The sequence below is a fragment of the Saliphagus infecundisoli genome (genome assembly GCF_020177375.1).
In the GTDB taxonomy this organism is placed as follows: Archaea; Halobacteriota; Halobacteria; order Halobacteriales; family Natrialbaceae; genus Saliphagus; species Saliphagus infecundisoli.
In genome coordinates, this window is sequence record NZ_JAIWHV010000014.1 from 74,005 (window position 1) to 80,231 (window position 6,227).

The 6,227-nt window shown below is 49.8% G+C and carries 7 protein-coding genes and 1 pseudogene; 4 read left to right on the forward strand and 4 right to left on the reverse strand.

What is annotated here, in order from left to right:
• Positions 1–117: 117 nt before the first annotated feature.
• Positions 118–510: a winged helix-turn-helix domain-containing protein gene (locus LCF40_RS15100; RefSeq protein WP_224829070.1), complete on the reverse strand. Its 393-nt coding sequence runs from the start codon at positions 508–510 to the stop codon at positions 118–120.
• A gap of 111 nt (positions 511–621) precedes the next feature.
• On the opposite strand from LCF40_RS15100, the gene LCF40_RS15105 reads away from it, so the two are divergent.
• The 3 genes from LCF40_RS15105 to LCF40_RS15115 all read left to right on the forward strand — a co-directional run bounded on the left by LCF40_RS15105 (position 622) and on the right by LCF40_RS15115 (position 3,696).
• The gene (locus LCF40_RS15105) at positions 622–1,290 is read left to right on the forward strand and encodes a DUF7509 family protein (protein WP_224829071.1); all 669 of its coding nucleotides are present in this window, start codon (positions 622–624) and stop codon (positions 1,288–1,290) included.
• Between the two features lie 149 nt (positions 1,291–1,439).
• On the forward strand, positions 1,440–1,736 hold the full coding sequence (locus LCF40_RS15110; RefSeq protein WP_224829072.1) for a hypothetical protein: 297 nt from the start codon (positions 1,440–1,442) through the stop codon (positions 1,734–1,736).
• Positions 1,737–2,496: 760 nt separating this feature from the next.
• On the forward strand, positions 2,497–3,696 hold the full coding sequence (locus tag LCF40_RS15115; protein ID WP_224829073.1) for a Cdc6/Cdc18 family protein: 1,200 nt from the start codon (positions 2,497–2,499) through the stop codon (positions 3,694–3,696).
• Positions 3,697–3,946: 250 nt separating this feature from the next.
• Here LCF40_RS15115 and LCF40_RS15120 read toward each other — a convergent pair whose 3' ends face one another.
• From LCF40_RS15120 to LCF40_RS15130, 3 genes are all read right to left on the reverse strand, one after another.
• Positions 3,947–4,252, reverse strand: coding sequence for a hypothetical protein (locus LCF40_RS15120; protein WP_224829074.1), 306 nt, complete (start codon positions 4,250–4,252; stop codon positions 3,947–3,949).
• 93 nt (positions 4,253–4,345) lie between these two features.
• Positions 4,346–4,621, reverse strand: a complete 276-nt coding sequence (locus tag LCF40_RS15125) for a PadR family transcriptional regulator (RefSeq protein WP_224829075.1) — start codon at positions 4,619–4,621, stop codon at positions 4,346–4,348.
• Positions 4,622–4,751: 130 nt separating this feature from the next.
• Positions 4,752–5,156, reverse strand: a complete 405-nt coding sequence (locus LCF40_RS15130) for a hypothetical protein (protein ID WP_224829076.1) — start codon at positions 5,154–5,156, stop codon at positions 4,752–4,754.
• Between the two features lie 190 nt (positions 5,157–5,346).
• Here LCF40_RS15130 and LCF40_RS15135 point away from each other — a divergent pair.
• Positions 5,347–6,227 (forward strand): annotated as a pseudogene (locus LCF40_RS15135) (hypothetical protein); the annotation flags it as partial.

Genomic DNA, 6,227 nt, shown 5'->3' on the forward strand with positions numbered 1-6,227 from the left:
CGTTATTGGGGAGGCGAAAATACCTTACCTATCGAGAGGGTGAGCAGGCCCAGTCATACGTTTCCACAACCAGAGTACGGTTCGGATCGCTCCAGGCTCCGCCCGACGGTCATCAGTTCATGAATAGGCGTCGTTGAACTCGCGTTCGCGACGCATGAGTTCCTCGACGCCCTGTTCCAGAATTCCGCGTCCCATCGCAGTCGGTCGATAGTACGTATAGAACCCCTGACCGTCAGCCGTCCGCCGCTGGCGCTTATCGACCAACCCGACATCGACGAGATCATCGAGATGGTAATGGAAGTTATGGGACTCAACGTCGATCGCAGCTTTCAGATCGGTCGTGCTCAACTCGTCGTTGACCACGAGCGTTCGCAGGATATGGAAGCGCGTTGGATGACCGATCGCCTGCTGCATCGCAAGATACTCCTCGAGCGTCAATCCACTGTCTTCAGGGAGTGGCGGCTCGGGCTGGCGAACCTCGTCCGTGGAGCGGTGGTCAGTTTCGGACATATGAGGTTGCCTCAGTCGAGGAGTGGAGTGGCACGTACTTAGTCGTTCTCCACTCGAAATATACTGATATCGCCGGTATTTATAAACGATGTCTACAAAGGACTCAGTCGAATGCGGGAACGACTCATCGAACAGCTCCCTCGAACGATCGGTGACTCGGAAGCCCTCGAGCCGGTTCAGCGCGAAGAATTTCTCGTCTATCTGATGGGCCCATACCGGACGTTCGACGTCGAGACGTTCCTGCCAACCGATACAGAGAGGGAACCTGATGTCCCGTCATTTGCGACATGGAACGAGACCAGTGGCGAGTACGCCGAGGATGAAGTGTTACGGCTTCTTCAGGAGACGCGTGACTGTCTTCGCGACCGTGGGTTCAATGCATTCCTCGCGATCGACGTCGGGATCTCACTCGACGAGATGGATGCCGCAACACAGAGTATTGCGTTTGCGCAGGCAAGTAACGCGACGATTTTTCTCGCCCCCCAAGTCGGTGATAATCTCGGGGTCGGGATCGAGATCGGGAGTGTTCTCGAGGATCTGCTGTCAGCGGATGAGATGCAAGGGCCAGCAGCCGAGGCAACTCCACCCGATCGATCGCGGCGAATGATGGTCGCGGCAGAACCGTCCGTTCGAAGCGCAATGCTCAGATCGGTCCATGCTCGATGGGACGCTAGCGTTCGGACCTTCACTGATGCAGGGGACTGCTGTCGGCTGTGCGCACAGTTTTGTACGCATATTCAGAACGAGGAACTCTACGGATCGCTTAGTCGGCTCGATTGATATCATCCTCGGCATGAAGTTGGATGAGAGACTTCTCATCGCAGGACCAGTTGAAAGAGGATTTGTTATTATGACGGGTTTGATGAGTGGTTATTTTCAGGACAGGAACGACGATCAAGCATTTGTACCCACAGAAAGAAGTACACAGCATGACCGGCGATGACGAGGCTCTAAATCATCATTACTCTCTTGATGAACCACTCAACCTTCGTGCTGCGCTTGAATCAGCTGCAATTGAGTTTCTTGACGTAGACAAGGATCGAACGGTCGTCATCTATCAGCAAGCGATTCTCATGGTCACCGCGACAGAAGGCTCTGCAACGACAGCTCAGGCCATCGATGTCGAGCTATGGGAACCTCCGGCAGGAGGAAATGCTGATGATCATGAGACGATTCTCGCAGGGTTCGTAGAAGAACTCCTCGCAGCTGTGGACAGTTTTTCATAGCTGCATTGGAAAGTTGGCGGATATCATTTCCAAACCCCCAGATTTGGCACTTGAGATGCTACTATGAGGTGGCCAAAAGCAGACACACCCCTCGTTGCCGCTGTATAGACGGTACAGAAACCCTCAAGAGACCATATTCCGATAGTAGCCGGAAACCTCCAAATATTTTGGCCGGGTGGCGATGGTTAGAATGACCAATAAAACCATAGATATAAATACGATGGCTGTGTTACCGACCACTAAGCGTATCGAACGCATCGTATCGATATATCGAACGCAGTCGAATCATGCACCAGAACCGCTCCTTCCTTGGTGCTACAGCTTCCCTCTTGTTATTGGGCCTTCTTTTGATTTCTTGAGAGTCACCTCTCATTCTCGTCGAATCATCTCCCAAACTATACAGCGGCACTCCGGGGTGTGTGTGTCCCTATACAGCGGCACTGAGGGGTCTCAACCAACTGGGATTGGCTCGTTCCGGAAGAATTCATCTCCATACAGCGGCACTCCGGACTGCAGAATCGCCTGGTAGCAACTCGTCTGACGTCTGGCATACAGCGGCACCAAGGGGTCGCTACGGGTTTCATTCCACTCCTCGTGTATTCGTTACAGCGGAAACGTGGTGTGTTGCACTCCCCATACAGCGGCAGGTTTGGGTAGAGAAACACAGATAGAGCGAGTCTACGCTCAACATTCAGCCATATACAGCGGCACTAGGGTCCAAAGATTTAAGTCCTTCTCACTTGACCCATTCTCTAAGAGAATGACAAACGATCACGACTATTTCACACTAGAAAACAAAATCTTCCAGAATAAGGACCTTCTTCAAGTATCTCATCTCCCAGATAGTGATCGGATCATTGGCCGTGAGGAAGAACTCACGAACCTTGCGAACGCAATCCAGCCGGCGATCACGGGTAATACCCCTAACAATGTGCTTGTATATGGGAAAACGGGAACTGGAAAATCGCTATGTTCAAAGTTCATCACGAACCAAGCAATTTCTCGAGCAGCGGGGAATGACGTTCAGGTCGGGGTTGCTTATGTCGATTGTCTCCAAGAATCTACAGAAACGCAGGCCGTCCAGTCGATCGGTCATCAACTTAATGACCAGAATGATACCGATATTAGTATTCCTCATGCTGGATTAAGTACATCAGAATATTATCGACGGCTGTGGCAGATTATCGATGCCCGATTCGACGCAGCACTCGTGATCCTCGACGAGGTCGACAAGATCGAGTCGGACGATATTCTGATGCAACTGTCTCGAGCCGTTGAGTCAGGAAAACTATCCTCGAGCACTATTGGGACGATCGGCATTTCGAACAAAGTCCGATACAAAGAATCGCTTGATGAACGAATCAAGTCTAGTCTCTGCGAGCGTGAGTATGTCTTTCCACCGTATGATGCAACCCAAATCCGAGAAATTCTCCATTCACGATCTGATGCATTCGAAGACGATGTTCTCGAAGACGGAGTAATTCCTCGTGTCGCTGCGCTATCTGCCCGAGAACATGGTGACGCTCGAAAGGCAATTGACATTCTTCGATTTGCTGGTGAGATAGCTGAAGAGAACGGTCTTGAGGCCGTCACGGGCTCTTGTGTCGAACAAGCACACGAGCGAGAGGAGACGAATCGACTTGCGGAACTCATCTCCAAATCACCCAGTCATGCGAAATTAGTTCTAGAGGCAATGGCGTTGTTGGCCCAACAGCCTGATCGGAATAATGACGTTGTTCAAACGACCGAAGTGTTTGATCTCTATAAACGATTATGCGATCGAGACGAGTCTTCACACCTGAAACTTCGTCGAGTTCGGGATATTCTCTCAGAACTCGAATTTCTTTCTATTATTGAACAGGAGCGCAAGTGGGCAGGGAAAGGAAAAGGAAATTACATGGAAAATCAACTTGTGGATGACCCTGAAGTGATTCTTGCAGCGTGCGAAAAGTCGAATTAAACTACTTCGCTAAATGTATCTAAATCAGGTTGAATGTCTCTCTTACTCGCCCTCTCCTTCCAATCGGGTTTCTTTAACATATTATTCGCTCGGAAATATTTATCCAGCGGGTCTCTGCGGACTCAATCTGTTATGAATAAGTGACTTCTAGTGAAGAGCGGATCGTCAGTGATGGCGATTCTGAGTAATTCCAGAGTAATTTCACCTAGAGTGGGTCAGAATACTACTATTCCTCCCACACCTTTCGGTGTCAGCTGTGGTTACTTCGATCGGAGACACCATAATCGATATGTACAACCGGGGTGCTCGGCGACTCTGGCGCTGGAGTCCCGTTCCAATCGACGAGATGCACGTTCGCCATCTCTCCAGAAAAGCGGAATCGCTGGACGCCGGTTTCGATCACTCCTTCAGCCACCCGGCCAGAGACGATCGTCCCATCTTCACGGGATTCGGTATCGATCTCCTCGATGGCTCCATCGATGCTAATTTCATAGTTTGATGGGACTCCTCGACCAATGATTGTGACTTTATTTGGCAGGTTGCTATTGGATGCCATGCACCGACGAGCCCACCCCGCCACCATAATGCTTCCTGTTGACAGATTAGTTGGCTGAGAGGACCGTATCGAGCGGCTGAATCTGCGGGTCCGTCACATCTCGACGTACTGCTCTTCCCACTTTCGCCGTTCTTGAATTGCGTCTTCCCCTGCTTCCGTGATAGCGTAATAGTTCGTCCGTCGATCGATCTGGCCTTTCTCGACAAGGTCTTTGTTGACGACCGTATCGAGATTGGGGTAGAGCCGTCCGTGATTGATCTCCGTCTCGTAGTACTCCTGGAGTTCGTCTTTAATGGACTGACCTGAGGGTTGGTCGAATCCACTGATGACGTATAGGAGATCGCGTTGAAAGCCGGTCAGATCATGCATATAGTTCCAACTCTTATCCCCGTTCAAATTGTTACACAGCCCCTACTCAGCGACAGCAACTCCTATTGAGGCTGTATTCTATAACACGACTATAGAAAGTCTACCAACAGAGAGATTGGCTCAAAGAAAACTATCGTTCGTAAGACTGATATTCGGGAATCACTTCGCCATCAGCGACAATACTAATGTAGCGTTCAGCCCTTATCTCGGAGAGATATTTATTTTTCTCAATATCTACGAGTTTGTATATTGCAGAGGCCGTATAGCCGCATTTTCGACAATCCAATTTTGATTGGGCCTCACGTGGTTTGTCTGGATGAATCGTTGGGTCCGCACGATGAGGCTCTCCTCCGCACCGCGGACATTCGGGGGGGAGAGTCGCATATTGATAACAATCCGTGATCGTTATCTTACCCGGTTCAGATTCACCATCCTCTCGTGTTTTCTGCCGTATTAGTCGCGTGATATCGTTGAGTAGCTCATCCCGCTCCTCGTCATCCTCAGGGAGATCTAAGCCCTCGACAGTGATCGTCATTTGGTCGTCGATTAGTGACTTATCTTTGATGTTATTGGTGCCCATGTCTTTGTAGCTTAGTCCAACCGTATCGTAATTCTTGTGGTTATAATGTCGAATAATTCAGGCTATTGAATCAAATATTCTACCAATTTAGAGGAGAATATTTAATGAAGGACTCGGATGATACAAGCGGTGAACATTTACTCACATGGATCCTCATGGTAATTCTGATTCGACGACGCAGATTGCACGTAAGTTGGTGCTGGCTCTTGCAGATATTGGAGAAGGTGATGCTCAATCGACCGCTACATCTGTTCTGAAAGCTGTTCGAAAGACACCGGCTGAGGTGAGGGAGTTAGCAACTGAGTGCGACGTTTCTCGGAACACAGTGTACGATACTATTACTCTATTTGTTGATGTCGGTTTCGTAGACAGAAATCAAGATGGCTATCTTCTCACCGGTGCGGGGGCCATCGCATTACGTGCGTTCATGCGATTAAATTCACGAGAACGATCTGCGTTGGCAGAAATGCCATCTTCTACGTCCCGAAGAGTGCTTCTGGAACTACTGGCAACGGAACCTGCTACAAAAAGCGGACTTGATGACCAGTATGACTCGCTATCGTATTCTGCGATTAGATTGGCAATTGATAATTTCGAGGAAGACGACTTGGTTTGCGTCAATAAGTCTCGACGATATGAACTTGATGACCTAGGGCGGATTGCTGTCGAAAGTGAGCGGAAAGTCCTGTCGGAAATTGAAATAGTACTCGATTTGATGCCCTTTTTCCGCTATACGACCACCGAGTGCGACGACTTTCCGATTTACGCTGTCGACGAGACGGGGTTTGTCACCGGTCCAGAAAACCGTCCACGAACGGAGCGGAACAAGTATTTCTCGTTTTTGGCCTCTCTTGATCCGACGAGACTCGATCAAATTAGCTTGTTTTCAGCCTATTATGGAGCCTGTCTAAGAATTCCGCCTCACCGGTTCTCCTGGCGCCAGCTGAAGATACCGCTGCACGCTGCGACAGATCGATTGACCCGTCGACAACAAAGAGAACCGAGCTCAGTTACCCGGCGATCGCG